22 protein-coding genes are annotated in these 26,333 nt (G+C 62.6%); 17 read left to right on the top strand and 5 right to left on the bottom strand.

Annotation, left to right across the window (positions count from 1 at the left end; translation table 11 throughout):
* The 13 genes from paaH to paaZ all read left to right on the top strand — a co-directional run bounded on the left by paaH (position 1) and on the right by paaZ (position 15,230).
* On the top strand, positions 1-1,518 hold the full coding sequence (paaH, locus tag BSF40_RS29895; RefSeq protein WP_095968051.1) for a 3-hydroxyacyl-CoA dehydrogenase PaaH: 1,518 nt from the start codon (positions 1-3) through the stop codon (positions 1,516-1,518).
* On the top strand, positions 1,511-1,960 hold the full coding sequence (gene paaI, locus BSF40_RS29890) for a hydroxyphenylacetyl-CoA thioesterase PaaI (RefSeq protein ID WP_007972024.1): 450 nt from the start codon (positions 1,511-1,513) through the stop codon (positions 1,958-1,960). The genes paaH and paaI overlap by 8 nt, the downstream gene beginning before the upstream one ends.
* On the top strand, positions 1,953-3,164 hold the full coding sequence (gene pcaF / locus BSF40_RS29885) for a 3-oxoadipyl-CoA thiolase (protein ID WP_095968050.1): 1,212 nt from the start codon (positions 1,953-1,955) through the stop codon (positions 3,162-3,164). The genes paaI and pcaF overlap by 8 nt, the downstream gene beginning before the upstream one ends.
* A gap of 99 nt (positions 3,165-3,263) precedes the next feature.
* Positions 3,264-4,589 (top strand): phenylacetate--CoA ligase PaaK, encoded by a 1,326-nt coding sequence (gene paaK, locus BSF40_RS29880; RefSeq protein ID WP_095968049.1) that lies wholly within the window; start codon positions 3,264-3,266, stop codon positions 4,587-4,589.
* A gap of 1,312 nt (positions 4,590-5,901) precedes the next feature.
* Positions 5,902-6,891 (top strand): 1,2-phenylacetyl-CoA epoxidase subunit PaaA, encoded by a 990-nt coding sequence (gene paaA / locus BSF40_RS29865; protein WP_095968047.1) that lies wholly within the window; start codon positions 5,902-5,904, stop codon positions 6,889-6,891.
* Positions 6,892-7,030: 139 nt separating this feature from the next.
* Positions 7,031-7,312, top strand: coding sequence for a 1,2-phenylacetyl-CoA epoxidase subunit PaaB (gene paaB, locus BSF40_RS29860; RefSeq protein ID WP_007943393.1), 282 nt, complete (start codon positions 7,031-7,033; stop codon positions 7,310-7,312).
* Between the two features lie 8 nt (positions 7,313-7,320).
* Positions 7,321-8,082 (top strand): 1,2-phenylacetyl-CoA epoxidase subunit PaaC, encoded by a 762-nt coding sequence (paaC, locus tag BSF40_RS29855; protein ID WP_095968046.1) that lies wholly within the window; start codon positions 7,321-7,323, stop codon positions 8,080-8,082.
* Positions 8,069-8,602: a 1,2-phenylacetyl-CoA epoxidase subunit PaaD gene (gene paaD / locus BSF40_RS29850; RefSeq protein ID WP_095968045.1), complete on the top strand. Its 534-nt coding sequence runs from the start codon at positions 8,069-8,071 to the stop codon at positions 8,600-8,602. The genes paaC and paaD overlap by 14 nt, the downstream gene beginning before the upstream one ends.
* 34 nt (positions 8,603-8,636) lie before the next feature.
* Positions 8,637-9,713, top strand: coding sequence for a 1,2-phenylacetyl-CoA epoxidase subunit PaaE (gene paaE, locus BSF40_RS29845; RefSeq protein WP_095968044.1), 1,077 nt, complete (start codon positions 8,637-8,639; stop codon positions 9,711-9,713).
* 173 nt (positions 9,714-9,886) lie between these two features.
* Entirely contained in the window at positions 9,887-10,195 is a 309-nt protein-coding gene (locus BSF40_RS29840) for a DUF485 domain-containing protein (RefSeq protein WP_095968043.1), read from the top strand.
* On the top strand, positions 10,192-11,838 hold the full coding sequence (locus BSF40_RS29835; protein ID WP_095968042.1) for a cation acetate symporter: 1,647 nt from the start codon (positions 10,192-10,194) through the stop codon (positions 11,836-11,838). Before BSF40_RS29840 ends, BSF40_RS29835 begins: the two co-directional genes overlap by 4 nt.
* A gap of 22 nt (positions 11,839-11,860) precedes the next feature.
* Positions 11,861-13,114, top strand: coding sequence for an OprD family porin (locus BSF40_RS29830; RefSeq protein ID WP_095968041.1), 1,254 nt, complete (start codon positions 11,861-11,863; stop codon positions 13,112-13,114).
* Between the two features lie 58 nt (positions 13,115-13,172).
* Complete coding sequence (gene paaZ / locus BSF40_RS29825; protein WP_095968040.1) at positions 13,173-15,230, top strand: phenylacetic acid degradation bifunctional protein PaaZ; 2,058 nt, start codon at positions 13,173-13,175, stop codon at positions 15,228-15,230.
* 136 nt (positions 15,231-15,366) lie between these two features.
* Here paaZ and BSF40_RS29820 read toward each other — a convergent pair whose 3' ends face one another.
* From BSF40_RS29820 to BSF40_RS29810, 3 genes are read right to left on the bottom strand one after another with little or no spacing between them, the layout of a single operon-like run.
* A complete protein-coding gene (locus BSF40_RS29820; RefSeq protein ID WP_008049805.1) occupies positions 15,367-16,275 on the bottom strand; it encodes a LuxR C-terminal-related transcriptional regulator in 909 nt (302 codons plus the stop codon).
* A complete protein-coding gene (locus tag BSF40_RS29815; protein WP_095968039.1) occupies positions 16,272-17,690 on the bottom strand; it encodes an aminotransferase in 1,419 nt (472 codons plus the stop codon). Before BSF40_RS29815 ends, BSF40_RS29820 begins: the two co-directional genes overlap by 4 nt.
* Positions 17,691-17,729: 39 nt before the next feature.
* Positions 17,730-18,836, bottom strand: coding sequence for a polyamine ABC transporter substrate-binding protein (locus BSF40_RS29810; RefSeq protein WP_095968038.1), 1,107 nt, complete (start codon positions 18,834-18,836; stop codon positions 17,730-17,732).
* A gap of 214 nt (positions 18,837-19,050) precedes the next feature.
* Between BSF40_RS29810 and BSF40_RS29805 the strand changes: the two genes are divergently transcribed.
* The 4 genes from BSF40_RS29805 to BSF40_RS29790 all read left to right on the top strand — a co-directional run bounded on the left by BSF40_RS29805 (position 19,051) and on the right by BSF40_RS29790 (position 24,011).
* Positions 19,051-19,833 (top strand): enoyl-CoA hydratase, encoded by a 783-nt coding sequence (locus BSF40_RS29805; RefSeq protein WP_095968037.1) that lies wholly within the window; start codon positions 19,051-19,053, stop codon positions 19,831-19,833.
* Positions 19,830-21,011, top strand: coding sequence for an acetyl-CoA C-acyltransferase family protein (locus BSF40_RS29800; RefSeq protein ID WP_095968036.1), 1,182 nt, complete (start codon positions 19,830-19,832; stop codon positions 21,009-21,011). Before BSF40_RS29805 ends, BSF40_RS29800 begins: the two co-directional genes overlap by 4 nt.
* 289 nt (positions 21,012-21,300) lie before the next feature.
* The gene (locus BSF40_RS29795) at positions 21,301-22,422 is read left to right on the top strand and encodes an HlyD family secretion protein (protein WP_095968035.1); all 1,122 of its coding nucleotides are present in this window, start codon (positions 21,301-21,303) and stop codon (positions 22,420-22,422) included.
* Entirely contained in the window at positions 22,419-24,011 is a 1,593-nt protein-coding gene (locus BSF40_RS29790; RefSeq protein WP_095968034.1) for a DHA2 family efflux MFS transporter permease subunit, read from the top strand. Before BSF40_RS29795 ends, BSF40_RS29790 begins: the two co-directional genes overlap by 4 nt.
* A 22-nt stretch (positions 24,012-24,033) precedes the next feature.
* On the opposite strand, the gene BSF40_RS29785 is transcribed toward BSF40_RS29790, so the two are convergent.
* Together BSF40_RS29785 and BSF40_RS29780 are read right to left on the bottom strand one after the other, a co-directional pair.
* Positions 24,034-24,474 (bottom strand): carboxymuconolactone decarboxylase family protein, encoded by a 441-nt coding sequence (locus BSF40_RS29785; protein ID WP_095968033.1) that lies wholly within the window; start codon positions 24,472-24,474, stop codon positions 24,034-24,036.
* Positions 24,475-24,709: 235 nt separating this feature from the next.
* Complete coding sequence (locus tag BSF40_RS29780) at positions 24,710-26,152, bottom strand: mechanosensitive ion channel domain-containing protein (RefSeq protein ID WP_095968032.1); 1,443 nt, start codon at positions 26,150-26,152, stop codon at positions 24,710-24,712.
* Positions 26,153-26,333 lie beyond the last annotated feature (181 nt).

Genomic DNA, 26,333 nt, shown 5'->3' with positions numbered 1-26,333 from the left:
ATGACCGCATTGAACACCTCTGCACGCATCGCCGTGATCGGCGCCGGGGCCATGGGCGCCGGCATCGCCCAGGTCGCCGCGCAAGCCGGCCATCCGGTGTTGCTGCTGGACAACCGTCCCGGTGCCGCCGCCCAGGCCATCGAAGGCATCGATCGACAACTGGGCAAACGAGTCGAAAGCGGCAAGCTGTCCGCCGAGTCACGCAGCGCAACCATTGCCCGCCTGCAAGCGGTGGAAGCCATCGAAGTCCTGGCCGATTGCGAGCTGATCATCGAGGCCATCGTCGAGAACCTCGAGGTCAAGCGGGCACTGTTCCGTCAGCTCGAAGGCATCTGCGGCGAGCACTGCATTCTCGCCAGCAACACCTCGTCGCTGTCGATCACCAGCATCGCCGCGCAGCTTGAACATCCAGAACGCTTGCTCGGCCTGCACTTCTTCAACCCGGCGCCGGTCATGGCGTTGGTGGAAATCGTTTCCGGCCTGGCCAGCAATCCCGTCCTGGCTGAGTGCCTGTACGACACCGCCAAGGCCTGGGGCAAAAAACCGGTGCATACCCGCTCCACGCCGGGCTTCATCGTCAACCGCGTGGCCCGGCCGTTCTATGCCGAAAGCCTGCGGATGCTGCAGGAAGGCGCGGCCGACTGCCCGACCCTGGATGTGCTGATGCGCGAAGCCGGCGGCTTTGCCATGGGCGCGTTCGAGTTGACCGATCTGATCGGCCACGACGTCAACTACGCCGTGACTTGTTCGGTGTTCGACGCTTATTACCAGGACACGCGTTTCCTGCCTTCGCTGATCCAGAAAGAACTGGTGGACGGCGGCCGCCTGGGACGCAAGAGCGGCCAGGGCTTTTACAGCTACGCCCAAGGCGCGGAACGCCCGCAAGCGGCTGAAATCAGCAGCGATGCGAAAGTCGAGGTCTGTGCCGTGGAAGGCGACCTCGGTATTGCTCAAGGTTTGCTCGCACGCTTGCATGAACAAGGCGTCGAGATCGTCCAGCGTGATGGTCAAGGCTTGCTGCGGGTCGGTGACGCCGTGCTGGCCTTGAGCGATGGGCGCATGGCCTGCCAGCGGGCTCGCGAAGACGGGCTGCGCAACCTGATCCTGCTGGATCTGGCGTTCGATTACGCCAATGCCAAACGCATCGCCATCAGCCATGCGGCAGGCATCGATCCGCAGGCCCTCGAACAAGGCGTGGCCCTGCTGCAACGGGCCGGCCTCAAGGTCAGCCTGCTCAGCGACAGCCCGGCCCTCGCCGTCCTGCGCACCGTGGCGATGCTCGCCAACGAAGCCGCCGATGCCCTGCTACAGGGCGTCGCGTCGGCCGCCGATATCGATCTGGCCATGCGCGCCGGGGTCAATTATCCGCAAGGGCCGCTGGCCTGGGCCGATGCCATTGGCCTGTCGCACATTCTTCAAACGCTGGAAAACCTGCAAGCCAGTTACGGCGAAGAACGCTACCGGCCGTCGCTGCTGCTGCGCCGTCGCGTCGCCGAAGGGAGAAACTTCCATGACTAACCACGAAGCCATGACCCTGGCCAGTGAATGCGCGCAGTCGCTGTTCCAGCGCGACGCCGCCAGCCAGGCCATGGGCATGCGTCTGCTCTCGGCCGGCCCCGGTTGCGCCCGGGTCGGCATGACCGTGCGCGCCGACATGGTCCAGGGCCACGGCACCTGCCACGGCGGCTACCTGTTCGCCCTCGCCGATTCGGCGTTCGCCTTTGCCTGCAACAGCTACAACGAAGCCACCGTGGCCATCGGTTGCAGCATCGACTACATCGCCCCGGCCCGTCTGGGTGACACGCTGAACGCCGACTGCATCGAGCAGAGCCGCTCCGGGCGCACCGGCAACTACGACGTACGCATCGAAAACCAGCAGGGCCAGTTGATCGCCCTGTTCCATGGCAAATCCTACAAAGTGCGCGGCCCGGTGCTGACGCAGGAGACCCCTAATGAATGACGCCCTGATCATCGATGCCGTCCGCACCCCGATAGGCCGCTACGCCGGAGTCCTGAGCAGCGTGCGCGCCGACGACCTCGGTGCGGTGCCGCTGCGCGAACTGCTGCGCCGCCACCCGCAAGTCGACTGGAGCACAGTCGACGACGTGATCTACGGCTGCGCCAACCAGGCCGGCGAAGACAACCGCAACGTCGCGCGCATGTCGGCCCTGCTGGCCGGATTGCCGGTCAGCGTACCCGGCACCACGCTCAATAGGCTGTGTGGCTCCGGGCTGGATGCCATCGGCACCGCCGCCCGGGCGATTCGCAGCGGCGAAACCGGGTTGATGCTGGTCGGCGGCGTCGAATCGATGTCCCGCGCGCCGCTGGTAATGGGCAAGGCCGAGCAGGCATTTTCCCGTTCGGCGGAAATCTTCGACACCACCATCGGCTGGCGCTTCGTCAATCCGCTGATGAAAAAGGCCTACGGCATCGACTCCATGCCGGAAACCGCGGAGAACGTCGCCGAACAGTTCAACATCTCCCGGGCCGACCAGGACGCCTTCGCCCTGCGCAGCCAGCAGCGTGCAGCGGCCGCCCAGGCCAATGGGCGCCTGGCGAAGGAAATCGTCGCCGTGGAAATCCCGCAGCGCAAAGGCCCGGCCAAAGTGGTCGAGCACGACGAACATCCACGCGGCGACACCACGCTCGAACAGCTGGCCAAACTCGGCACGCCGTTCCGCGAAGGCGGCAGCATCACCGCCGGCAACGCCTCCGGGGTCAACGACGGCGCCTGCGCGCTGCTGCTGGCCAGCCCGCAAGTCGCCAAGCGCCACGGCCTGACCGCCCGTGGCCGGGTCGTGGCCATGGCCACCGCCGGCGTCGAACCACGGATCATGGGCATCGGCCCGGTCCCGGCTACGCGCAAGGTGCTGGAAGTGGCCAATCTGGGCCTGGCCGACATGGACGTGATCGAGCTCAACGAAGCGTTTGCCGCACAGAGTCTGGCGGTGCTGCGCGAGCTTGGCTTGAGCGACACCGATCCGAGGGTCAACCCCAACGGCGGCGCCATCGCCCTCGGCCACCCGTTGGGCATGAGCGGCGCGCGACTGGTGACCACCGCCCTGCATGAGCTTGAGGAACGTAACGGCCGCTACGCCCTGTGCACCATGTGCATCGGCGTCGGCCAGGGGATCGCGCTGATCATCGAGCGTCTACCCCACTAAAGAATCGCGATTCCCGAGGAGCCGAGAGGTATCCTTGGGGCATGCACTCAAAGCCCTTGTGCAAAAGGGCTGGAACACAAAAACAATTCGAGTGAACACATGAACATGCCAATTGCCCAAGCCGTGCTGAACCCTGTGCTGGACCCGCTGGAAACCGCCAGCATCGACGAACTGCGCCAGCATCAGCTCGAGCGCCTGCGCTGGAGCCTGAACCACGCCTACAACAACGTGCCGCTGTACCGTCAGCGTTTCGATGCGCTGGGCGTGCACCCGGACGACATCAAGTCCCTCGACGACCTGGCGAAATTTCCCTTCACCACCAAGTCCGACCTGCGCGACAACTACCCCTACGGCATGTTTGCCGTGCCGATGAACGACATCGTGCGCCTGCACGCGTCCAGCGGCACCACCGGCAAACCGACCGTGGTCGGCTACACCCAGAACGACATCGACACCTGGGCCAACGTGGTGGCCCGCTCGATCCGCGCCGCCGGTGGCCGCCGTGGCGACAAGGTGCACATCTCCTATGGCTACGGCCTGTTCACCGGCGGCCTCGGCGCCCACTACGGCGCCGAACGCCTCGGCTGCACGGTGATCCCGATGTCCGGCGGCCAGACCGAAAAACAAGTGCAACTGATCAAGGATTTCCAGCCGGACATCATCATGGTCACGCCGTCGTACATGCTCAACATCGCCGACGAAATCGAGCGCCAGGGCATCGACCCGCACAAACTGGCCCTGCGCCTGGGCATCTTCGGCGCCGAACCCTGGACCGCCGAACTGCGCAGCGCCATCGAAGCGCGCCTGGGCATCACCGCCCTGGACATCTACGGCCTGTCGGAAATCATGGGGCCAGGTGTCGCCATGGAATGTGCCGAAACCAAAGACGGCCCGACCATCTGGGAGGACCACTTCTACCCGGAAATCATCGACCCGGTCACTGGCGAGGTTTTGCCGGACGGCCAGATGGGCGAACTGGTGTTCACCTCCCTGAGCAAAGAAGCCCTGCCGATGATCCGCTACCGCACCCGCGACCTGACGCGCCTGCTGCCGGGTACGGCACGACCGATGCGCCGCATCGACAAGATCACCGGACGCAGCGACGACATGCTGATCATCCGCGGGGTCAACGTGTTTCCGACACAGATCGAGGAACAGGTACTCAAAGTCAAACAACTCGCCGAGTGCTATGAGATCCATCTGTATCGCAATGGCAACCTGGACAGCGTTGATGTGCATGTCGAGTTGAAGGCCGAGCACCAGCACCTGAGCGATGAACAGCAGAAGGCTGTTTGTGGGGAATTGAGCAAACACATCAAGACGTATATCGGGATCAGTTCACGGATTGTCTTGCAGCCTTTCCATTCGATCAAACGCTCGGAAGGCAAGGCTTGCCACGTGTTGGATAAACGTCCTAAAGCATGACTGCTGCACCTTTTATGGCCCCGCTTATTGCGGGGCTTTTTTTTTGGCCGGGCTTTACCGACTCTGGAGTCGAGCCCTATTCCTGTAGGAGCGAGCCTGCTCGCGAAGGCTTTGTGTCAGACGGCATGGATTTTTGAGGGTGTACATATCCGTTTCTGCGGTAACGGCCTCCTATGGTTCCGCTCTTACAGCGGGTCACTTTGAAAAGCCTGTAGGAGCGAGCTTGCTCGCGATGGAGGTCAACGATGATGCGGGGAGCCTGGCACCCCGCGGTGCCCTCAGGTTTTTCGCGAGCAAGCTCGCTCCTACAGAGCCCGCCGCCATCGGCCATCCATGGCCGGGGGCGGCTAACCCGGCATCCATGCCGGGTTGCCCACTGCGCAGAACCTGCGCTCGGCCTCACGAGGGGGCGTACACCGCAACAGCGTCCGAGGCGGCCTACCGGCCGGCCTGGTTGCTGGGTGCGTTCGTCTGTGATGTTCCTGGTCGACTGGCAGGTCGCTATCGCGAGCAAGCTCGCTCCCACAGGTACTCAGTACATCAGCAAGATTTCGGTCAGCTGGCAGGCCGTCTTCGCGAGCAGGCTCGCTCCCACAGTTGATCCGGGTATGCCTGCGAGAGATTGGTCGGCTGGCAGGCCGCCTTCGCGGGCAAGCCCGCTCCCACAATTTGAACGGTGGGCATCAGCAAGATCTTGGTCAGCTGGCAGGCCGTCTTCGCGAGCAGGCTCGCTCCCACAGAAGAGCAAAAGCAGAGCAGCCCACACCGCGCCGCTTCTCACCACTCATCAGGCCGAGCGTTAGCTCGCCTGCAGCTCTTGATCTTGATCCACCCGCCCCCTCGGCAGGCTGAGCGCAGGTGTTCATCCGGGGACGGGCGCGCAGCGCCGTTCGACGCAGTCGAACTCATTGCATGTAGGTCGAAGCGAAGCCGACCGGAGGGCAATGCCCCCGGATGGACACCGGAGCGAAGGAACCCCGAGCCTCAGCGAGGGGCCGTACGTTCGGGGCGAGCGTTTTTTTGGTTACTTTTTTTAGGCGCTTGTAAAAAAAGTGACTCGCCGTAAGGGCGAAACCGCCAGCCGCCATTACCGCAGGAATGGATATGTACGCGGCCAACAAAAGACAGGTCGGCTGTCAGGCCGCCTTCGCGAGCAGGCTCGCTCCCACAGGTGGCCCGCCCCAAAAAGCGACCATCCACCCAAAGCGATACAAAAAACAAATACGACACGTCATTTTGTGTTTGATATTAAATTCTGTATCGCTTATAAAGTCCCCATGCCCCAGAACAGATTCAAGGCGGGAACTCAAAAATGTACGCACAGCTCGTAGAAACAGGCGTAAAGCGCATCAAGAACCTCTCGGAAATGTCCGACCAGGAACGCGCCTTCCAGGAAAAAATCGATTCAGAAATCAAGATCGAAGCCAAGAACTGGATGCCAGATGCCTACCGCCAGACCCTGATCCGGCAGATCTCCCAGCACGCCCACTCCGAAATCGTCGGCATGCTGCCCGAAGGCAACTGGGTCACCCGCGCGCCATCGCTCAAACGCAAACTGCAACTGATGGCCAAGATCCAGGACGAAGCCGGCCACGGCCTGTACCTGTACAGCGCCATGGAAACCCTCGGCGCCGACCGCGATGAGGAAATCGCCAGGCTGCACAGCGGCAAGGCCAAGTACTCGAGCATCTTCAATTACCCGACGCTGAACTGGGCCGACATGGGCGCGGTGGGCTGGCTGGTGGATGGCGCGGCGATCGTCAACCAGGTCGTGCTGCAGCGCACCTCCTACGGCCCGTACTCCCGGGCGATGATCCGCATCTGCAAGGAAGAGAGCTTCCACCAGCGCCAGGGCTACGAAATCCTCCTGACCATGATGCGCCACGGTAACCAGGCGCAAAAAGACATGGTCCAGGACGCGATCAACCGCCTGTGGTGGCCGTCGCTGATGATGTTTGGCCCAAGCGATGAACACTCGCCGAACAGCGCCCAGTCCATGGCCTGGAAAATCAAGCGCCAGAGCAACGACGAACTGCGCCAGCGCTTCATCGACCAGACCATCCCGCAGCTGGAACTGCTGGGCTGCACCTGCCCTGACCCGGACCTGAAGTGGAACGCCGAGCGCGGCCACTACGACTTCGGCGAAATCCAGTGGAACGAATTCTACGAAGTGCTCAAGGGCAACGGCCCGTGCAACCAGGAACGCGTCGCCGCCCGCCGCAAGGCGATCGAAGACGGCGCCTGGGTTCGCGAAGCCGCCGTCGCCCACGCCCGCAAAAAACAAAACAAGAACGCCGCCTAAGACAACCGTACCCCCTGTAGGAGCGAGCTCGCTCGCGATGGTCGTCAACGTTAACGCTGGCTGCCTGACACCCCGCGGTGCTCGCGGGTACATCGTGAGCAAGCTCGCTCCTGCAGAGCCTCTATGTGGAGTAACTGAAATGTCCGAGTGGACCCTCTTCGAAGTTTTCGTGCGCAGCAAGCACGGCCTGAACCACAAGCACGTCGGCAGTGTGCATGCCGCCGACACCACCATGGCCATCGAAAACGCGCGCGAGCTCTACACCCGTCGCAGCGAAGGCGTGAGCCTGTGGGTGGTGCCTTCGGCATTGATCACTGCCTCGTCGCCGGATGAAAAAGACCCGCTGTTCGACCCGTCGGACGACAAGGTCTACCGCCACGCCAGCTTCTACGAGCTGCCGGCCGAAGTCGGGCACATGTGAGGTCGACCATGGACAACAAGACTGATCTGATCGAATACCTGCTGCGCCTCGGCGACAGCGCCCTGATCCAGGGACAACGCCTGTGCCAGTGGTGCGGCAAGGCCCCGGCACTGGAAGAAGAGCTGGCACTGATGAACGTCGGCCTCGACCTGGTGGGCCAGGCGCGCAACTGGCTGGAGTACGCCGCCGAACTGCTGGGCGACGGTCGCGACGCCGATCACCTGGCGTTCCGCCGCGACGAGCGCGCTTACCGTAATCTGCTGCTGGTGGAACAACCCAACGGCGACTTCGCGGTGACCATGCTCAAGCAGTTCCTCTACGACGCCTGGCACTTGTCGGTGTTGCAGGGCCTGAGCCAGTCCAGCGACGAGCGCATCGCCGGGATCGCCGCCAAGGCGGTGAAGGAAGTGACCTATCACCTGCGCCGCTCCGGCGAGTGGATCGAGCGTCTGGGCGACGGCACCGAGGAAAGCCACAAACGCATGCTCGCGGCGATTCCCGAGGTCTGGCGCTTCACCGTCGAACTGATCGCCGCCGACGACAGCGAACAACAGCTGTGCGACGCCGGCATCACCCCGGACATCGCCAGCGTGGCCGCCCAGTGGCAAGCCAAGGTCGAGCAAATTTTCGCCAGCGCCACCCTGCCCGTGCCCGCCGCGCCTAGCTATTTCTACCTGAATGCACGCAAGGGCCTGCACAGCGAACACCTGGGCATCCTGCTGGCCGAAATGCAGTGCCTGCCACGAGCGTACCCCGATGCAACCTGGTGAGCTGATCGCCAGCGACCTCGGCGCCCGGCCGGCGGAGCCGACCGACCTGGCTGCCGCCTGGGCGATCCTTTCAGAGGTCATGGACCCGGAAGTGCCGGTGGTCAGCGTGGTTGACCTGGGCATCGTCCGCGACCTGGACTGGCAGGCTGGCCACCTTCACGTAGTGGTCACGCCGACCTACTCCGGCTGCCCGGCCACCGAAGTGATCGAGAGCGATATCCGTGAAGCCCTGGAACTCGCCGGGTTCAAGGCGCCGCAGCTTGAGCGCAAGTTGACCCCGGCCTGGACCACCGACTGGATCAGCGCCAGCGGCCGTGAACGCCTGCGCGCCTACGGCATCGCGCCGCCCGAGGGCAGCACCAGCAAGCGCAGCCTGCTCGGCGAAAGCCCGCTGGTTGTGTGCCCGCAATGCGGCAGCGCCCACACCGAGGTGCTCAGCGAGTTCGGCTCCACCGCCTGCAAGGCGCTGTACCGCTGCATCGATTGCCGGGAACCGTTCGACTATTTCAAGTGCATCTGAGCGGCGAATCGGCCGTCCCAGCTGGAGAACAACAATGAGCAAATTTCACAGCCTGACCATCAAGGACGTGCGCGCCGAGACCCGTGACGCGGTGTCCATCGCCTTCGAGATTCCGCAGCACCTGCAAGACAGCTTTCATTTCACCCAGGGCCAGCACCTGGTGATGCGCACCCGACTGGACGGCGAAGAAGTACGCCGCTCCTATTCGATCTGCACCGGGGTCAACGACGGTGAATTGCGTATCGCGGTCAAGCGTGTGGTCGGTGGACGCTTTTCGGCGTTTGCCAACGAACAGCTCAAGGCCGGGCACACCCTGGAAGTGATGCCACCGGCCGGGCATTTCTGCGTCGAACTCGACCCGGCTCGCCACGGCAACTACCTGGCCGTGGCCGCGGGCAGCGGGATCACGCCGATCCTGTCGATCATCAAGACCACCCTGGAAACCGAACCCCACAGCCGCGTCACCCTGCTGTACGGCAACCGCTCCAGCTCCGGCGCGCTGTTCCGCGAGCAGCTGGAAGACCTGAAGAACCGCTACCTGCAACGCCTGAACCTGATCTTCGTGTTCAGCCGCGAGCAGCAGGACGTCGACCTGTACAACGGCCGGATCAACGCCGACAAGTGCGAGCAACTGTTCACCCGCTGGCTCGACGTCAAAGCGCTCGATGCCGCGTTCATCTGCGGCCCGCAGGAAATGACCGAGACCGTGCGCGACAGCCTCAAGGCCAAGGGCATGCCAGCCGAACGCATCCATTTCGAACTGTTCGCCGCCGCCGGCAGTGAGCAAAAACGTGCAGCCCGTGAAGCCGCCCGTCAAGTGGACGCGGCGGTCAGCCAGATCACCGTGATCAGCGACGGCCGCGCCTTGGCCTTCGACCTGCCACGCAACAGCCAGAGCATTCTCGACGCCGGTAACGAGCAAGGTGCGGAACTGCCCTACTCGTGCAAGGCCGGCGTGTGCTCGACCTGCAAGTGCAAGGTCATCGAAGGCGAAGTGGAAATGGACAGCAACCACGCCCTGGAAGACTACGAAGTGGCCGCCGGCTACGTGCTGTCGTGCCAGGCGTTCCCGATCAGCGACAAGGTGGTGCTGGATTTCGATCAGCTCTGATATCCGATTCACACCCAATCCTGTGGGAGCGGGCTTGCTCGCGAAGACGCAGTATCAGGCGCCATCCATGTTGGATGTGATGGCCCCTTCGCGAGCAAGCCCGCTCCCACATTGATCCGGTTCCAACCCGAAACGGTTTCACCCAAAACAAAAACAACAAAGGAGCGCGCGTCATGACACCCCAGGAAATAGAACTCATCCGCCAGCACCCGGATTTCATCCAGCTGGTTCGTCGCAAACAGAACCTGTACTGGTCACTGAGCCTGGCCATGCTGGTGATCTATTACGGCTTCGTGCTGCTGGTGGCTTTCTCCCCCTCTACCCTCGGCCAATCCCTGAGCGGCGGCGTGACCACCGTGGGCATGCTGGTGGGTGTCGTGATCGTCGGGCTGGCCTTCGCGCTGACCGGCTTCTATGTCTATCGCGCCAACAACGTGATCGATCCTTTGAATGAAAAACTCAAGCAGGAGTGCGCCCGATGAACCGCCTTCTCGCCTTGTTCCTGCTGCCGCTGGCGGTGGTCACTGATATCGCGGTGGCCGCCGACGGCGTCTCCCGGCCGCTGAACTGGAACGCCATCGGCATGTTCCTGGTGTTCGTCCTGTTCACACTCGGCGTGACACGCTGGGCGGCACTTCGCACCCGCTCCGCCGCCGACTTCTACACCGCCGGTGGCGGCATGACCGGCTTCCAGAACGGCCTGGCAATTGCCGGCGACATGATCTCGGCCGCCTCGTTCCTCGGCATTTCCGCGATGATGTTCCTCAATGGCTACGACGGCCTGCTCTACGCATTGGGCGTGCTGGCCGGCTGGCCGATCATCCTGTTCCTGATTGCCGAACGCCTGCGCAACCTGGGCAAATACACCTTTGCCGACGTGGTGTCCTATCGCCTGGAACAAACCCCGGTGCGCCTGACCTCGGCCTTCGGCACCCTGACCGTGGCGCTGATGTACCTGGTGGCGCAGATGGTCGGCGCCGGCAAGCTGATCGAGTTGCTGTTCGGTATCGACTACCTCTATGCAGTGATGCTGGTCGGCGTGCTGATGGTGTTCTACGTCACCTTCGGCGGCATGCTCGCCACCACCTGGGTGCAGATCATCAAGGCGGTGATGCTGTTGTTCGGCACCAGCTTCATGGCGTTCATGGTGCTCAAGCACTTCGGCTTCAGCACCGAGGCCATGTTTGCCGGCGCCACCGCCGTGCATGCCAAGGGCAACGCGATCATGGCCCCCGGCGGCTTGCTGTCCAACCCGGTCGATGCGATTTCCTTAGGGCTTGGCATGATGTTCGGCACCGCCGGCCTGCCGCATATCCTGATGCGTTTCTTCACCGTCAGCGATGCCAAGGAAGCGCGTAAAAGCGTGTTCTACGCCACCGGTTTCATCGGCTACTTCTACTTGCTGCTGATCATCGTCGGCTTCGGCGCCATCGTCATGGTCGGCACCGATCCGGCGTTCCGCGACGCCAGCGGTGCGATCATCGGCGGCGGCAACATGATCGCCGTGCACCTGGCCCAGGCGGTAGGCGGCAACCTGTTCCTCGGTTTCATCTCGGCGGTCGCCTTCGCCACCATTCTGGCGGTGGTTGCCGGGCTGGCCCTGTCCGGTGCCTCGGCGGTGTCCCATGACCTGTATGCCTGCGTGATGCGCAAGGGCCAGGCCACTGAACAGCAGGAAATGCGCGTATCTCGAATCGCCACCCTGTGCATCGGTGTGCTGGCGATCATCCTCGGTCTGCTGTTCGAGTCGCAGAACATTGCCTTCCTCTCGGGCCTGGTGCTGGCCATCGCCGCGTCGGTGAATTTCCCGGTGCTGTTCCTCTCGATGTACTGGAAAGGCCTGACCACCCGCGGCGCCGTCCTCGGCAGCCTGTCCGGCCTGGTCTCGGCGATTGTCCTGCTGGTGCTGAGCCCGGCGGTGTGGGTCAACGTGATGCATCACGACAAGGCGCTGTTCCCGTATTCCAACCCGGCGCTGTTTTCCATGAGCCTGGCGTTCTTCAGTGCATGGCTGTTTTCCGTCACCGACACCTCGCCCCGTGCAGCCCTCGAGCGCGGTCGTTATCTGGCGCAGTTCATCCGTTCGATGACCGGCATCGGTGCCACCGGCGCCAGCAAACACTGAATATTGGCAGGGAATAAAAATAATGAAACCCGCACGTAAGGCACCTTGTGAATCACTGTTTTCGCTGGCCGCCGCATTAAGCCTGCCCATGTTCGCCCCCAGCGCCATGGCCGACTTCATCGACGACAGCAAGGCCCGCATCGATATGCGCAACCACTACATCAACCGCGACTTCCGTCAGCACAACGCGCCGCAATCCAGGGCCGAGGAATGGGCTCAGGGTTTCACGGCGCGTGTCGAATCCGGATTCACCGACGGCACCTTCGGTTTCGGTCTCGACGCAATGGGGGAGCTGGGGCTCAAGCTCGACTCCAGCCCGGATCGCCGTGGCACCGGGCTGCTGCCGTTTGGCCCGCAGAGCCATGAGCCCGACGACGAGTACAGCGAGCTGGGCCTGACCGGCAAATTGAAAGTATCCAAAAGCGTGTTGAAACTCGGCACCCTGCAACCCTTGTTGCCCGTGGCGACTTACAACGACACGCGCCTGCTGAGTTCGACCTTTGAAGGTGGCTTGCTGACCAGCCAGGAAATCGACGGCCTGACGGTGAATGCCGGACGCCTGACCAAGGCCAACCTGCGGGACTCCTCCAGCAACGATGACATCGGCTTCGGCACCGCCACCAGCGACCACTTCGACTTCGGCGGTGGCAGCTATGCGTTCAGTCCGCAACTGAACCTGAGCTACTACTACGGCAAGCTCGACCAGATCTATCGCCAGCAATTCGCCGGACTGCTGCATACGCAACCGCTGGGCAACGGCTTCAGCCTGCGCAGCGATGTGCGCTACTTCGACAGCCGGGGCGACGGCGCCGAACGCGCCGGGCGTATCGACAACCGCAACTTCAACAGCATGTTCACGGTGTCCCACGGTGCCCACAAGGTCAGTGCCGCCTACCAGCAACTGTCCGGCGACAGCGCCTTTCCGTTCCTCAACGGCGGTGACCCTTACGTGGTCAACCTGGTGACGTTCAACACCTTTACCCGCGCCGAGGAGGACTCCTGGCAGCTGCGTTACGACTATGACTTCGCGGCGCAAGGCATTCCCGGCCTGACCTTCATGACCCGCTACACCGACGGCCGCCACGTCAAGGCGGGCAGCGTCGACAACGGTCGCGAATGGGAGCGCGACACCGATATCAGCTACGTCATCCAGAGCGGTGTGTTGAAGAACGTCAGCCTGCGCTGGCGCAACGTGACCTTCCGTTCCGGCAATGGCTTGACGACCGACCTCGATGAGAACCGCTTGATCGTCGGCTACACCCTGGCGCTTTGGTAATTCCGAAAGGGCGCGGTCGCGGCCGCGCCACAACCCTTCATCACCTGGAGCAATCGTGATGTCCTCTTCACCTGCAACTCTGCAAAGCTTCATCGCCGGCCGCTGGATCGGCCAACACGGCGCACAAATCCTGCGCAGCGCCATCGACGGCCATGAAATCTTCCGTACCCATGAAGAACGCCCGGACTTCGCCGAAGCCATCGAGCACGGCCGTCGCCAGGGCATCAGCGGCTTGATGGCGCTGGACTTCCAGCAGCGCGCCCAGCGTCTCAAGGCCCTGGCCCTGTACCTGAGCGAGCGCAAGGAACAGCTCTACGCGATCTCCCACCACAGCGGCGCGACCCGTGCCGACAGCTGGATCGACATCGAGGGCGGCAACAGCACGCTGTTCACCTACGCCAGCCTCGGTTCGCGGGAACTGCCGTCGGGCAACGTCGTCCACGAAGGCCCGGCGCTGCAACTGAGCAAAATGGGCACCTTCGCCGGTACCCACATCCTCGTGCCGCGCGGTGGCGTGGCCGTGCACATCAATGCCTTCAACTTTCCGATCTGGGGCATGCTGGAGAAGTTCGCGCCGAGCTTCCTCGCCGGCATGCCGTGCATCGTCAAACCGGCCAGCGCCACCAGCTACCTGACCGAAGCCGTGGTGCGCCTGATGGATGAGTCCGGCCTGCTCCCGGCGGGCAGCCTGCAACTGATCATCGGCGGCACCGACGACCTGCTCGACCGCCTGCAGGGCCAGGACGTGGTGACCTTCACCGGTTCCGCCGACACGGCGGCCAAGCTGCGGGTCAATCCGAACCTGATCCGCAACTCGGTGCCGTTCACCGCCGAAGCCGACTCGCTGAACTGCGCGATCCTCGCCCCGGACGTGACCCCGGACGACGAAGAGTTCGAGCTGTTCATCAAGGAAGTCGCCCGGGAAATGACCACCAAGGCCGGGCAGAAATGCACCGCCATCCGCCGCGCCATCGTGCCGGCCAAACACATCGACGCAGTCGCTACCCGTCTGCGTGATCGCCTGGCCAAAGTGGTGGTCGGCGACCCGTCGGTGGAAGGCGTGCGCATGGGCGCACTGGCTTCCCACGATCAGCAGAAAGACGTGGCCGAGCGCCTGGAAGCCCTGTTGCAGAGCAGCGACATGCTGTTCGGCGCCCGCGACGGTTTCGAGCCGCGCGGTGAACATGTCGACAAAGGCGCGTTCTTCGCCCCGACCCTGTTGCAGGCCCGTGACCCGCATGCCGAGGGCGGTGCCCATGACATCGAAGCATTCGGCCCGGTCAGCACCCTGATGGCCTACGACGATCTCGACGAAGCCCTGGCCCTGGCCGCGCGCGGCAAAGGCAGCCTGGTGGCCAGCCTGGTGACCAAGGATCCGCAGATCGCTGCCAAGGCGATTCCGGTGGCAGCAGCCTGGCACGGGCGCCTGCTGGTGCTGGATCGCCACTGCGCCGGCGAATCCACCGGTCACGGCTCGCCGCTGCCACAACTCAAGCACGGCGGCCCGGGCCGAGCCGGCGGCGGTGAAGAACTCGGCGGCCTGCGCGCGGTGAAACACTACCTGCAACGCGCGGCGGTGCAAGGTTCGCCAACCATGTTGGCGGCGGTCACCGGCGAATACGTGCGCGGCGCCAAGGTCATCGAAACCGACGTGCATCCGTTCCGTCGCCATTTCCAGGACCTGCAGATCGGCGAGTCGCTGCTGACCCACCGCCGCACCGTCACCGAAGCGGACCTGGTGAACTTCGGCTGCCTGTCGGGCGACCACTTCTACATGCACTTCGACGACATCGCGGCCAAGGAATCGCAGTTCGGCAAGCGCATCGCCCACGGTTACTTCGTACTGTCGGCAGCAGCCGGGTTGTTCGTATCCCCCGGCGTCGGCCCGGTGCTGGCCAACTACGGCCTGGACACCCTGCGCTTCATCAACCCGGTGGGCATCGGCGACACCATCCAGGCGCGCCTGACCTGCAAACGCAAGATCGACCAGGGCAAGAAGAGCCCGCAGGGCATCCCGCAAGGGGTGGTGGCGTGGGATGTGGAGGTCACCAATCAGTTGGGTGAGCTGGTGGCCAGTTATGACATTCTGACCTTGGTCGTAAAACGCGAAGAATGACGTGACAACCTGTAGGAGCGAGCTCGCTCGCGATGGACGTGAATGATGGCACGCGCTTTCTGGATGACGCGTTGTTCTCAGGTTCTTCGCGAGCAAGCTCGCTCCTACAGGGGTATCGGTAGGTCAAAAAACTTGGTTAGTGCTTGCGTAACCACTCGATAAACAGCGCAAACAACTCCGACTGCGACCCCACCTCCAGCTTCAGGTACAGGTTCTTGCGGTGCATGCGTACGGTTTCCGGCGAGATGTTCATCTGGCTGGCCGTGGACTTCACCGAATGCCCGCGCAACACCATGTGCGCCACTTCCCGCTCGCGCTCGGTGAGCAATTCACAACCGAAGTTTTCGAACGCCGCCTGAACCCGATGCTTGAGATCGTCGCGCAGGCCTTGCTCGTCATCACGCTCGATCCCGGCACTGCGCAGCAGCCCACGCTGGCTGAATTCGCTGATGAACTCACGCACCAGTGGTTCGACGGCGCGCAGCAGGTTCAACTGTTCGTCGCTCAGGCATTCACCGCCGAAACCCTGATAGAGGCTGACGGAAATCTTCGTGTCATTGCCGGTATCGACGATGTAGTAGCTGTCTTCCGAACAGCCCGCCTTCAGGTAATAGGATTTGTAATAGTCACTGTCGAAGAAGTTGTCCGGGGCGATTTCCTCCAGGTGATAGAAGCCTTGCGCCAACCCCTGCTCCACCGCCAGGCAGAAGGGGTCGAGCAAATAGCCCCCGGAAAAATAGCGCTCAAGAATCGAGACCTGATACTCCTGGGCAATCCCGCGCTGATGCAGCAGCTGTGGTGCGCGGTCCTTGCGCTCCAGGCTGATCATCATCGACTCCACGGACACCAGCTGCGCCAACGCTGACGCCAGGTACTGCAGGGCGTCAGGCTCATCGACATGGGCGAATGCCTCGCGCATTCCCCCATGCCATTTGTGCAACGCCCCGAAGGGCATCGCGATCAGCGTATCGTCGTCTGGTTTGCTCATGCCCCGCAGTCTAGCGGGTGCGCAGGCCCTTGGTAAAAGCCTGTTTAGCGAGTTCATTGGCCGCCATACTGACCGCTGGCCTGAAGCTCAGCGGCCACTTCGACAATGCAATCGCGCAAGGTCTCAACGATTTCATCGACCTGGGCAAACGTCAGGATCAGCGGTGGCGACATCACGTTGAGGTGCATGATCGGCCGCACCAGCAAGCCCCGAGCCTGTGCCCGCACGTGGATCTTCTCGCCGATGTTGATCTCGTCGGGGAACAGCGCCTTGGTGCGTTTATCCGCCACGAACTCCACGCAGGCCATGAGTTTCTGGCAGCGCACATCCCCCACCAGCGGCAAGTCCCGCAGGGTTGCCAGGCGCTCTTCCAGATAAGCGCCCACCGTGTCGACATGGGCCAGCAGGTTTTCCCGCTCGATGATTTCGATGTTCTTCAGCGCCGCCGTGCAGCACACCGGGTGGCCGCTATAGGTGAAGCCGTGGGTGAAGCAGCGGCCCTTGCCCGGCTCGGCGATGACCTTCCAGATGCGCTCGGAAAAGATGCACGCACCCAGCGGCAGGTAAGCCGAGGTCAGGCCCTTGGCGGTGGTGATGATGTCGGGCTGCACGTCGAACACCTCCCGGGAAGCGAAGAACTTGCCCAGGCGCCCGAACGAGGTCACTACTTCGTCGGCGACGAACAGGATGTCGTAGCGCTGGCAGACGTCCCACATGCGCTTGAGATACCCCTGGGGCGGAATGATCACCCCGCCCGAGCCCATGATCGGTTCGGCAAAGAAAGCGGCGACCTTGTCCGCGCCAATCGACAGGATCTTGTCTTCGAACTCCTTGACCAGGAACTCGAGGAACTGCGCCTCGTCCATGCCGTCGGGCGCGCGGTACGGGTTGGGGTTGGAGACGTGGTGGATCAGCGGGTTGGCGTAATCGAACTCCGGCACCCGGTCGGCGGCCTTGTTGCCGATCGACATGGTGAGGGTGGTGGAGCCGTGATAGGCGTTGAACCGGGCGATGACGTGTTTCTTTTCCGGCTTGCCACGGCAGTTCTGGTAGTACTGGATCAGCCGGTACGCGGTGTCCACGGCGGTGGAGCCGCCGGTGGTCAGGAACACATGGTCGAGGTCACCGGGGGCCAGGCTGGCGAGTTTTTCGCATAGCTCGATGGCGACGTTGTTCGACATGTCGGAAAACGGGTTCGAATAGGCCAGCTGGCGCACCTGATCGGCGATGGCCTCGGCCATTTCCTCGCGACCCAGGCCGATGTTGGTGCACCACATGCCGCCCACCGCATCGAGAAAGCGGTTGCCCTGGGTGTCGTAGATGTAGGCGCCATCGCCGGCAACGATGTTCAACGAGCCTTGCTCGGCGTGTTCGTCGAACATGTGGTAGCCGTGCATGTGATGGGCCTTGTCGGCCTTGACCAGCCGGGACTCGTCCGCTGGGGAAAATACGCTGCGTGTTGGCGTCGCCATAAATGAACCTCTAACCGAAATGACTCACGATCGAACAAATCAGATGCCGCTTTTCACGGTGCTCCAGACCCGGGTAATCGCCCGCATGTCCTTGGCGTCCTGGGTCTTCTGCGGGAACAGGCGCTTGCGGGTCTGTGCATCGGGGTAGATCGCCGGGTTGTCGCGCACTTCGGCGTTCAACAGGGGCGTGGCCGCTGCGTTACTGTTGGCGTAATTGATGTAGTCACTCACATCCGCCATCACCTGCGGCTGCATCAGGTATTCCAGGAATTTGTGCGCATTGGCGACGTGCGTCGCATCGGCCGGGATGTACAGGTTGTCGAACCAGATCAGCGAGCCTTCCTTGGGAATGAAGTACGCCAGGTTGATCTGCTTCTTGGCTTCTGCCGCGCGGGCCATGGCCGTGGCGTAATCGCCGGACCAGGTCATGGCCATGCACACATCGCCGTTGGGCAGGCTCGTCAGGTAATTGACCGAGTCGAACTTGCGGATGTACGGCCGCACGGACAACAGCAAGTCCTGGGCGGCCTTCAGATCTGCCGGGGCGGCACTGTTCGGGTCACGTCCCAGATACGTCAAAGCCAAGGGGATGACTTCGGTCGGCGCATCGAGCAGGGTCACGCCACAGTCGGCGAAGCGCGAGACGATCTTCGGATCGAAGATCATCGCCAGCGAACCGATCGGTGCGTCCGGCATGCGCTCCTTGATCTTGTCGACGTTGTAGGTCACGCCGTTGCTGCCCCAGGTGTAGGGCGCCGAGTACTGGGTGCCGGGGTCGTAGCCTTGCAGATCCTCGAGGATTTGCGGGTCGAGGTTGGTCCAGCCCGGCAGCTGTTTTTTGTCCAGCGGCTGGAACACCTTGGCCTTGATCAGGGGTGGCGCGAGTGACGCGTTCAACACGATCAGGTCATAGCCGGAATGGCCGGTGAGCAACTTGGCCTGCACCGTTTCATAAGAATCGAAGGTGTCGTAGACCACCTTGATTCCGGTGGCCTTTTCGAAGTCGGCAATGGTTTTTTCACCGATGTAATCCGCCCAGTTGTAGAGCCGCAGCGTATTGCTCTCGTCCACTTGTGCGGCGTAGGCATGAAAGGTCAGCGGTACAACAAACAGACTGGAAATCACCTTAAGCAGTGTCTTGCCCATAGCAAATGCACCTTATAGCGAGTTCGGCTCTGGATGAGCGGATGCCTCCACTATTGGTCGATTGGCCGGGCGGAACCATACCCCGAATGGGTGTGTGTCGTTTTTGGCACACCGGCATGGCAAAAAGCGGCAGCGCAGTTGACCCGTTTTGCCATAGATCGGGATTTGTCCGACGCTTAAAGTGGCAGCCTGAACCGACCCTGCGGAGCCTGCGATGACAGATTTGATCAAACACGAGCAACGCGACGGCGTGTTGACGCTGACCATCGACCGCCCGGACAAGCTCAACGCGCTGAACAACGCCATGTACACGCAACTGGCCGAGCTGTTGCTGGCCGCCGACGAAGACCCGCAGACCGGCGTGATCATCCTCACCGGCGGCCCGGCCTGCTTCACCAGTGGCAATGACCTGGTGGATTTCCTCCAGCATCCGCCCACTCATCTGGACGCCCCGGCGTTTCGCCTGATGAAAGTCGTCACGCGCCTGCAAAAGCCGCTGATCGCGGCCGTCTGCGGGGCGGCCATCGGTATTGGTACTACGTTGCTGCTGCATTGCGATCAGGTGCTGGTCACCCGCAACGCCAAGCTGCGCATGCCGTTCGTCAACATCGGCCTGTGCCCCGAATTCGGTGCCAGCCTGTTGCTGCCACGCCTACTCGGTCACGCCCGCGCCGCGAGCCTGCTCCTGCTGGGCAACGGCCTGGACGGCAACGAAGCGGTGAATTGGGGCATCGCCAACGAAGCCTTCGATGATGGCGAGCAATGCCTGGCAGCGGCCAGAAAAATCGCCCAGCGCTTTTTGGCCCTGCCCCGGGAGGCCTTGCGCCAGTCCCGGCAGTTGATGAAGCAGGCGACGTTGCCGGAACTGGAAGCCACCCTGCGCGAAGAAAACACGCTGTTCATCCAGCGCCTGAATACCGACGAGGCAAAAAACGCCTTGAACGCCCTGCTCAATCGCAGTACAGACAAGAATCCACCGAAAGGAAACCAGCCATGAACACTCCGGAAATCTACGTCGTCAGCGCCGCCCGTACCGCCATCGGTACGTTCGGCGGTTCGCTCAAGGACGTGCCCCTGGCCGACCTCGCGACCACGGCCGTGAAAGCCGCCCTGGAACGAGCCGCCGTGGACCCGGCGCTCGTTGGCCATCTGGTGATGGGCAACGTGATCCCGACCGAAACCCGCGACGCCTACATCTCCCGCGTCGCCGCGATGAACGCCGGCATCCCGAAGGAAACCCCGGCCTACAACGTCAACCGCCTGTGCGGCTCCGGCCTGCAAGCGATCATCAACGCCGCCCAAACCCTGATGCTCGGCGATGCCGACATCGTCGTCGGTGCCGGTGCCGAATCCATGAGCCGTGGCCCGTACCTGATGCCGTCCGCCCGTTGGGGTTCGCGCATGGGCAACGCCCAGGTCATCGACTACATGCTCGGCATCCTGCATGACCCCTTCCATGGCATCCACATGGGCATCACCGCCGAAAACGTCGCCGCGCGCAACGGCATCACCCGCGAAATGCAGGACGCCCTGGCCCTGGAAGACCAGAATCGCGCGGCCCACGCGATTGCCAACGGCTACTTCAGCGAGCAGATCGCGACCGTGGAAATCCAGGATCGCAAAGGCGTCAAACTGTTCAGCGTCGACGAACACCCGCGCGCCACGTCCCTGGAACAACTGGCAGCCATGAAGCCGGCGTTCAAGAAGGACGGTTCGGTCACCGCCGGCAACGCCTCGGGCCTGAACGACGGCGCCGCCGCACTGGTCATGGCCAGCGGCAACGCGGTCCAGGCCAACAACCTGAAGCCACTGGCCCGCCTGGTCAGCTACGCCCACGCCGGCGTCGAACCGGAATTCATGGGCCTGGGCCCGATCCCGGCCACCCGCCTGGCACTCAAGCGCGCCGGCCTGACCGTCGCCGACCTGGACGTGATCGAAGCCAACATCGCCTTCGCCGCCCAGGCCTGCGCCGTCAGCCAGGAACTGGACCTCGACCCGGCCAAGGTCAACCCGAACGGTTCGGGCATCGCCCTGGGCCACCCGGTGGGCGCGACCGGCGCGATCATCGCCACCAAGGCCATCCACGAACTGCACCGCACCGGCGGCCGTTACGCATTGGTGACCATGTGCATCGGCGGCGGCCAGGGGATTGCGGCGATTTTCGAACGCGTCTAAGCCTGTACCATCCCCTGTAGATGCAACCTCTACAGGGATGCTGCGCTAATCAGCAGTACCTGTGGGAGCGGGCTTGCTCGCGAATGCGGAGTGTCAGTCGACATTTTCATTGCCCGACACTCCGCATTCGCGAGCAAGCCCGCTCCCACAGTGGGTTTTCCAGCGCACACAGAATCTCATCTTCCCGAAAAACCACCTGACGACCGGCAGCAAAAACCATTTGCCACAAAATATTACATATATCATATTACAGGCATCATAATTAACGCCGCCTTACAGGTATCCCTCCATGACCAGCATGCCCACCGTTGAACCCGACCTGGACGCCCCGGTGCAACCGGCAAAACGTCCCCTGCTCAAGCGCCTGCTTGTGCCAACAATGGGGATTGCAGCGCTGGTGTTGGCCGGGGTGTATGGCACGCATTGGTGGACGGCCGGGCGTTTCATCGAAGAAACCGACGACGCCTACATCGGCGGTGACGTCACGGTGATCGGGCCAAAGGTGGCGGGTTATATCGACGAAGTGCTGGTGACCGATAACCAGAAGGTCAAGGCCGGCGATGTGCTGATCCGTCTCGATTCGCGCGACTACCGCGCCAACCTGGCCAAGGCCGAAGGCGCAGTGGCCGCCCAGGAAGCCTTGCTGGCCAACCTCGACGCCACCGAACAACTGCAACAGGCTGTCATCGGCCAGGCCCGTGCCGGCATCGACGCCGCCGGTGCCGAAGCCACCCGTTCGCGGGATGACGATGCCCGCTACAAAAAACTGGTGTCCACCAACGCCGTCTCGGTGGAAAGCGCCCAGCGCGCCAACGCCACGTTCAAGACGGCCCAGGCGCAAAGCAACCGCGCCCAGGCGGAATTGCTGGCCGCGCAGCGCCAGTTGAATGTGATCGACACCCAGAAACAACAGGCCCGGGCCGCCTTGATCCAGGCCAGGGCCGAGCGCGATCTGGCGCAACTGAATGTCGGCTACACCGAACTGAAGGCACCGGTTGACGGCGTGATCGGCAACCGTCGGGCACGGGTCGGCGCCTATGCCCAGGCCGGCTCGCAATTGCTCTCGGTGGTGCCATCCAGCGGCCTGTGGGTCGACGCCAACTTCAAGGAAGACCAGCTGGCGCACATGGTGCCGGGGCAACGGGTGGTGATCCGTGCCGACGTGCTGTCGGGACAGGCGTTCCACGGTCACCTGGACAGCCTCGCCCCCGCCAGCGGTTCGCAATTCAGTGTGTTGCCACCGGAAAACGCCACCGGCAACTTCACCAAGATCGTGCAGCGGGTACCGGTGCGGATTCACCTCGACCCGGCCGACAGTGTGCTCGGCCACCTGCGTCCGGGGTTGTCGGTGACCGCTGAAGTGGACACGCGCAAGGCGCCTGAAGTGCCCGCCGTGGCCAGCGCGCCATGAGCCGCGCCCTCGCCGCCCCGGCGCAACCGTTCAATGCCGCGGACATGGCGACGGCGACCAAGGTCTTCGCCTTTGCCAGCATGTGCATCGGCATGTTCATTGCGCTGCTGGATATCCAGATTGTCTCGGCCTCGTTGCGTGACATCGGCGGCGGGCTCTCCGCCGGCACCGACGAAACCGCGTGGGTGCAAACCAGTTATCTGATCGCCGAGATCATCGTGATCCCGCTGTCGGGCTGGTTGTCCCGGGTGTTTTCCACGCGCTGGCTGTTCTGCGCATCGGCGGTCGGCTTTACCCTGACCAGCCTGCTGTGCGGCGTGGCCTGGAACATCCAGAGCATGATCGCCTTCCGCGCCCTGCAAGGCTTTCTCGGCGGTTCGATGATACCGCTGGTATTCACCACGGCCTTCGTGTTTTTCACCGGCAAACAACGGGTGATCGCCGCCGCGACCATTGGCGCGGTGGCGTCCCTGGCACCGACACTGGGGCCGGTGATCGGTGGCTGGATCACCGACATCTCATCCTGGCACTGGCTGTTCTACATCAACCTGGTCCCCGGCATCTTTGTCGCCGTGGCCGTGCCGATGCTGGTGAAAATCGACCAGCCGGAACTGTCGCTGCTCAAAGGCGCGGATTACTTGAGCATGGTGTTTCTGGCACTGTTCCTCGGCTGCCTGGAATACACCCTCGAAGAAGGCCCGCGCTGGAACTGGTTCAGCGATCGTACGATCCTGACCACCGCGTGGATCAGCGGCCTGGCCGGACTGGCATTCATCGGCCGGACCCTGCATGTGGCCAATCCGATTGTCGATCTGCGCGCCCTGAAGGATCGCAATTTCGCCCTTGGCTGCTTCTTCTCGTTCGTCACCGGCATCGGCCTGTTCGCCACCATTTACCTGACGCCACTGTTCCTCGGCCGGGTGCGTGGCTACGGCGCGCTGGACATTGGTCTGGCGGTTTTCTCCACCGGGGTGTTCCAGATCATGGCGATTCCGCTGTACGCCTTTCTGGCCAACCGCGTCGACCTGCGCTGGATCATGATGACCGGCCTCGGGCTGTTCGCGTTATCGATGTGGGATTTCAGCCCGATCACCCATGACTGGGGGGCCAGGGAGTTGATGTTGCCGCAAGCCTTGCGCGGGATTGCCCAGCAACTGGCGGTGCCGCCCGCGGTGACGCTGACCCTCGGCAGCCTGGCACCGGCGCGGCTCAAACATGCCTCGGGGCTGTTCAACCTGATGCGTAACCTGGGCGGGGCGATCGGTATCGCCGCGTGTGCGACCATTCTCAACGACCGTACCAACCTGCATTTCACCCGGTTGGCGGAGAACCTCAACAGCACCAACGAGGCCCTCAACCAATGGCTGTCCCAGGTCGGCAACAACTTCGCCGCCCTCGACCAGAGCGGTGACGCCGGGGTCACCGCCAGCCTGCATCAGCTGTGGTTGCTGACCTACCGCGAAGCCCAGACACAAACCTATGGCGACGCGTTTCTGATGATCGGGCTGTGCTTCGTCATCGCCACGGCGATGGTGCCCCTGATGCGCAAGGTGCAAACACCGGCCGCACCGAGTGCCGATGCCCATTGAGGCATCGGCGGTTTGCTGAACATCAGGCCTGGGGCGTTTTACGGAAGCCGACCGCCAGGCGGTTCCAGCTGTTGATGGTGCTGATGGCGACGGTCAGGTCGACCATTTCCTTGGGCGTGAACTGTGCGCTGACCACTTCGTAGTCTTCGTCCGGGGCGTGGGTCAGGCTGAGCTGGGTCAGGGATTCGGTCCACAGCAGCGCAGCGCGTTCACGCTCGGTGAAAAATGGCGCCTCGCGCCAAGCCGTCACGGCGAACAGACGACGCGGGGTTTCGCCACCCTTGATCGCATCGGCGGTGTGCATGTCGATGCAGAAGGCACAGCCGTTGATCTGCGAAGCGCGCAGCTTGACCAGTTCAATCAGGTTTTTTTCCAGCGGCAGCTTCGACACTGCGGTTTCCAGGGCGATCATCGCCTTGAGGGCGTCGGGGCTGGCCGTGTAGAAATCGATACGGGGTTGCATGACATGCTCCAGGGCAGGTAGGTGTGTCGCTACGTTAGTCCCTCGGCTGGTCTACACAAATAGCCAATATTCCAGAAGTCGAGGAGGCCATTGGCGCGGGTGTGATGGGTTTCACTCTTCACTTTTGGTGAATTCACTGCCGTCATCGCGAGCAAGCTCGCTCCCACAGGGAAATGCACTCAAATGTGGGAGCGAGCTTGCTCGCGATCCGCGCAGCGGCCATTCACCACCGAGCTCAAACCCGATTGCGCAACCACTGCAAAAAGCCCTTTTTCGCCACTGTCACCGGCAAGTCCTGAGTCAGGGTTTTCGCTTTTTGCAGCCGGTAATCGAGCAAAGCCTTCATCGCATCGTTGATGTCGTGACGGGCATCCAGACACGGCTTGAGGTAGGACTTTTCGATGCGGTACAGGCCACAGAATGTCTTGGCGGTAAACTGCGCCGGCAGCGCGCTGTCGGTGAGAATACCCGCCTCGCCGATCACCTCCCCCGGCCCCATGCGTCCGGATTCGTAGGGCGTTCCGTGGCGCATCAAGGTCACCGAGATCACGCCGGATTCGATAATGAACAAGTGATCGCTGACCTCCTCCGCTTCCAGGATCACCTCCCCGGCGCGGAAGGTTTGCAGGGTCATGTTCTGGCTGAACGTGTCTTTCTCTTCCTGACGCAGGGTGGAGAAAATCGGCGAGCTGTCCAGCAACGCCCGTTTGCGTGTCGAGTTGATCGGCGGGCTGGGCTCCACGCTCGACAACAGGTTGACCCCGGAGGCCTGCAAGTGCCGGTAGGCCAGGTCGTACAGCTGGTTGCGCACTGAGCGTTTCTCGTCCATCGATGCGACAAAACCGTTGATTTCGTAGACCGCGCCGGTGTTGCTGGCACTTTTGAGACCGACGCTGGGCGACGGTTTTTCCAGCAGCGCACGGCACCCTTGCATGGCCCGTTCCAAGGCTTCGATCACCGTGTTCGGCCTCGCGTGGGGGCTCACTTCCAGGGATACAGAGATACCGAACATGTCGTTCGGCCTGCTGAAATTGATGATCTTGGCTTTGGCCGCCAACGAGTTCGGAATCACTGCCATGCAGCCCTGGGAGGTCTGCAGGCGGGTGGCGCGCCAGTCGATGTCGGTCACCTTGCCCTCCATGCCGTCGATGGAGATGTAGTCATCGAGTTGATAGGGCTTGGTGGTGTTGAGGACGATCCCGGAAAACACGTCGCTGAGGGTACTTTGCAACGCCAGACCAACGATGATCGCCAACGCGCCGGAGGTGGCCAGCACGCCCTTGACCGGCAGTTCCAGCACATAGGCCAGGGCCGCAATCACCGCGATCAGGAAAATCACCGCGCCGAGCAAATCCTGGAGCAAGCGCCCGGTATGCCCCACCCGTTGCATCATCACCGCGCCGATCAGCACGGTCAGGGTCCGCGCGCCGAACAACCACCAGCCGATCTGCAAGCCGGTGGCGGCCAGGTGCAGCGGCACGTTATCGGCCCAGGGCGGCGGCTCCATCGGGTTCAGGCCTTCGTTGAACAACAGGAGGCTGAACAACGAAAAAATCACCACCCGCACCAGCAGCCGCCAGGCACTGCCGGCGGCGCTGAGCAGGTACCACAACCCGAGATCGATCAGGATCAGCGCCATGGCGCAGATCAATGGGTGTTCAGTGAGCAATGACAGCATCAAGCAACTCCATCCAGGGCCAATGACGCGAAGATCGCATGGATTGGCACCAGTGTAGGAGCAATTGATTTGGCGGGATTCTGCAATCGCCACAAAAACAAATGTGGGAGCGGGCTTGCTCGCGAATTCAGTGTGTCAGGCAACGTTTATGTTGTTTGACACACCGCTTTCGCGAGCAAGC

This window comes from Pseudomonas sp. ACN5, from assembly GCF_002303975.1.
In the GTDB taxonomy this organism is placed as follows: Bacteria; Pseudomonadota; Gammaproteobacteria; order Pseudomonadales; family Pseudomonadaceae; genus Aquipseudomonas; species Aquipseudomonas laurylsulfatiphila.
Note: the sequence above shows the minus strand (reverse complement) of the source record. Positions and strands in the feature narration are given on the sequence as shown.

Excerpts from the sequence above, each read along its gene's own strand:
- paaH (WP_095968051.1), top strand. The coding sequence starts at position 1 with ATGACCGCATTGAACACCTCTGCACGCATCGCCGTGATCGGCGCCGGG.
- paaI (WP_007972024.1), top strand. The coding sequence starts at position 1,511 with ATGACTAACCACGAAGCCATGACCCTGGCCAGTGAATGCGCGCAGTCG.
- pcaF (WP_095968050.1), top strand. The coding sequence starts at position 1,953 with ATGAATGACGCCCTGATCATCGATGCCGTCCGCACCCCGATAGGCCGC.
- paaK (WP_095968049.1), top strand. The coding sequence starts at position 3,264 with ATGAACATGCCAATTGCCCAAGCCGTGCTGAACCCTGTGCTGGACCCG.
- paaA (WP_095968047.1), top strand. The coding sequence starts at position 5,902 with ATGTACGCACAGCTCGTAGAAACAGGCGTAAAGCGCATCAAGAACCTC.
- paaB (WP_007943393.1), top strand. The coding sequence starts at position 7,031 with ATGTCCGAGTGGACCCTCTTCGAAGTTTTCGTGCGCAGCAAGCACGGC.
- paaC (WP_095968046.1), top strand. The coding sequence starts at position 7,321 with ATGGACAACAAGACTGATCTGATCGAATACCTGCTGCGCCTCGGCGAC.
- paaD (WP_095968045.1), top strand. The coding sequence starts at position 8,069 with ATGCAACCTGGTGAGCTGATCGCCAGCGACCTCGGCGCCCGGCCGGCG.
- paaE (WP_095968044.1), top strand. The coding sequence starts at position 8,637 with ATGAGCAAATTTCACAGCCTGACCATCAAGGACGTGCGCGCCGAGACC.
- BSF40_RS29840 (WP_095968043.1), top strand. The coding sequence starts at position 9,887 with ATGACACCCCAGGAAATAGAACTCATCCGCCAGCACCCGGATTTCATC.
- BSF40_RS29835 (WP_095968042.1), top strand. The coding sequence starts at position 10,192 with ATGAACCGCCTTCTCGCCTTGTTCCTGCTGCCGCTGGCGGTGGTCACT.
- BSF40_RS29830 (WP_095968041.1), top strand. The coding sequence starts at position 11,861 with ATGAAACCCGCACGTAAGGCACCTTGTGAATCACTGTTTTCGCTGGCC.
- paaZ (WP_095968040.1), top strand. The coding sequence starts at position 13,173 with ATGTCCTCTTCACCTGCAACTCTGCAAAGCTTCATCGCCGGCCGCTGG.
- BSF40_RS29820 (WP_008049805.1), bottom strand. The coding sequence starts at position 16,275 with ATGAACTCGCTAAACAGGCTTTTACCAAGGGCCTGCGCACCCGCTAGA.
- BSF40_RS29815 (WP_095968039.1), bottom strand. The coding sequence starts at position 17,690 with ATGGCGACGCCAACACGCAGCGTATTTTCCCCAGCGGACGAGTCCCGG.
- BSF40_RS29810 (WP_095968038.1), bottom strand. The coding sequence starts at position 18,836 with ATGGGCAAGACACTGCTTAAGGTGATTTCCAGTCTGTTTGTTGTACCG.
- BSF40_RS29805 (WP_095968037.1), top strand. The coding sequence starts at position 19,051 with ATGACAGATTTGATCAAACACGAGCAACGCGACGGCGTGTTGACGCTG.
- BSF40_RS29800 (WP_095968036.1), top strand. The coding sequence starts at position 19,830 with ATGAACACTCCGGAAATCTACGTCGTCAGCGCCGCCCGTACCGCCATC.
- BSF40_RS29795 (WP_095968035.1), top strand. The coding sequence starts at position 21,301 with ATGACCAGCATGCCCACCGTTGAACCCGACCTGGACGCCCCGGTGCAA.
- BSF40_RS29790 (WP_095968034.1), top strand. The coding sequence starts at position 22,419 with ATGAGCCGCGCCCTCGCCGCCCCGGCGCAACCGTTCAATGCCGCGGAC.
- BSF40_RS29785 (WP_095968033.1), bottom strand. The coding sequence starts at position 24,474 with ATGCAACCCCGTATCGATTTCTACACGGCCAGCCCCGACGCCCTCAAG.
- BSF40_RS29780 (WP_095968032.1), bottom strand. The coding sequence starts at position 26,152 with ATGCTGTCATTGCTCACTGAACACCCATTGATCTGCGCCATGGCGCTG.